This window comes from Escherichia sp. KTE52 (assembly GCF_000408325.1).
Lineage (GTDB): Bacteria > Pseudomonadota > Gammaproteobacteria > Enterobacterales > Enterobacteriaceae > Escherichia > Escherichia marmotae.
Map to the genome: position 1 here is coordinate 1 of NZ_KE138679.1, position 1,862 is coordinate 1,862.

The 1,862-nt window shown below is 46.2% G+C and carries 2 protein-coding genes; both read right to left on the minus strand.

Annotated elements, in window-relative coordinates:
• Nucleotides 1-829 (minus strand): hypothetical protein (locus A1SC_RS12025; RefSeq protein ID WP_016262335.1); only part of this gene is annotated, 829 nt, incomplete at its 3' end.
• Between the two features lie 199 nt (nucleotides 830-1,028).
• Nucleotides 1,029-1,862 (minus strand): hypothetical protein (locus A1SC_RS12020; protein ID WP_016262336.1); only part of this gene is annotated, 834 nt, incomplete at its 5' end.

Genomic DNA, 1,862 nt, shown 5'->3' on the forward strand with positions numbered 1-1,862 from the left:
AATCCATAGAGAAATCCAGGGCGCTGGATCGTTTGGGCTTATTCACTGTGGTAGCACTACGTAACCATGCAAATTTTTTTGCCAGTTTTTCAGCGGTACGATACAGAGCCTGCCGTTTTGCGTACCCCTCGTCTGAACGACGCTTTGCAGCTCTCGCTTTTGCTGCCGCCAGGCAGTGGTTGGTATGTTCTTCCCTGATTACTGTCAAGCCATTATCCGCTTGAGAACTATCTGCTGGTGAAGCCTTTGGCTGAACCGCGCATGATCTTTCTCTTCTTTTGGCTATAGAGTGACTCTTATTTTCTATTGGCTGTTCATTTTGAACATGGGGGGACTTGTTCAATTTGAACAGGGGGTTCCCAGTTTCAAAAAAATAACGAACCTTTGAAATCAACTGCTTAACCAGTTTTGTGGCGTTGGCAAATTTGATGCCCTGCTTACTCCCTATCTCCATTGCTACATGAATGAAGTGGAGAAATTGTGTTGTAAACCGGTACACGTTACACACCTGAGCATTGTTACTCGCTACCTGATGCTGCTTAACAAGCATTCCGCACTTCGTCGCTTCGGTAAATGCCCGGCGCACAGTAGAAATGCTGCGTCCTGTAATCACGGACATATCAGCATATGAGCGACGGATCATGTATTCATCGGTAGCTCCTGCCAGGTTGGCAAACTCGGCAATAATGGCGCTATGTGAAGGGGAAAGAAAACCGCTATGACGAGCAAAAAAACTCAACTGATGACCTTTGATTTTTTTGTGGTATTCAGTGTTGTTTTTATACTCAGAAGTGTTGAAAGTAACTGAAACTGAATTTAAAATACTCACCAGATAGTTCCGTGAAAAATCTATCTACCGTATAAATCTATGCCAGTGGATTTATACACCCAAAAGCCGCTACTCAGCGGCTTTTGCTTTTTTTGGCAGTCGCTACCGGAGCAGTGACCGCGATCCTACTCGATCACGTGCCGTCGGATCAACAGTGTATAAAAACACACTGTGTTAGAAAATTAATCCAGCTTTTATCTCACATCCTCTTAGAAACAAAGATCAGCGGAGTCACCGTCTTATTCTCTTTCACCGGTATTTCTTGTTGTTTATTGGCTGATATTGGCAAACCATAAGTGGCATTAGCCCCCAGGGATTCAAGCATCGCTGCGACAATGCGTGCATCATCCTCTGACTGCATACGGCAGAGCGCCCGGCGCTGCTCTGTGCTGATAAAAACAGGCATTTCCTGGATAGCATCACGCAAAATACGGCGGCATTTCTTCGCGTTCTCCCCCTGGCTTTCCATCATCGCGGCCTGGTCACGTAGTTTGTCGCGAAGCTGCATATTTTCCACTTCAAGATGTATCAGTTCCGACTCCAGAACTTCACGTTGTGCTGATTCGAGTATGGCTTGCTGACTCTTCATTGCTGAAAAGTGGTGAACCAGATCCGTAGCAGCATTATCGGTAAAACCTTGTTCGATAAGTGCCGCATGAATCGCCGCGTCGCGTTCTTCTGCTGATTCAAGCATCAGGCTTTTCTTGTCGAGGCTGATATAGTTAGGCACAGTTACGTAATCAAAACCGTGAAAAGACTTTACCAGGGATACAGAGTAATCTGGACCAGATGTAGCCCATGACCAACCACCTGCGCCAGAATTAATCATACCCTGAACAATACGTCCGGTGTCCGTATCCAGTATTTCCTGTGTATGGGTAACAATGCCGTTGTCGTCAATTGAAATGTCGATAGTCCTGTTTGACGGCACGTTCTCCAATACAACAGGCTTCCCATCTACCATCACAACAGAGACTTCCGGCAAGTCCAGGCTTTTCGTTTTGTTATAGTGCATCGCCCGGCGACCATGACC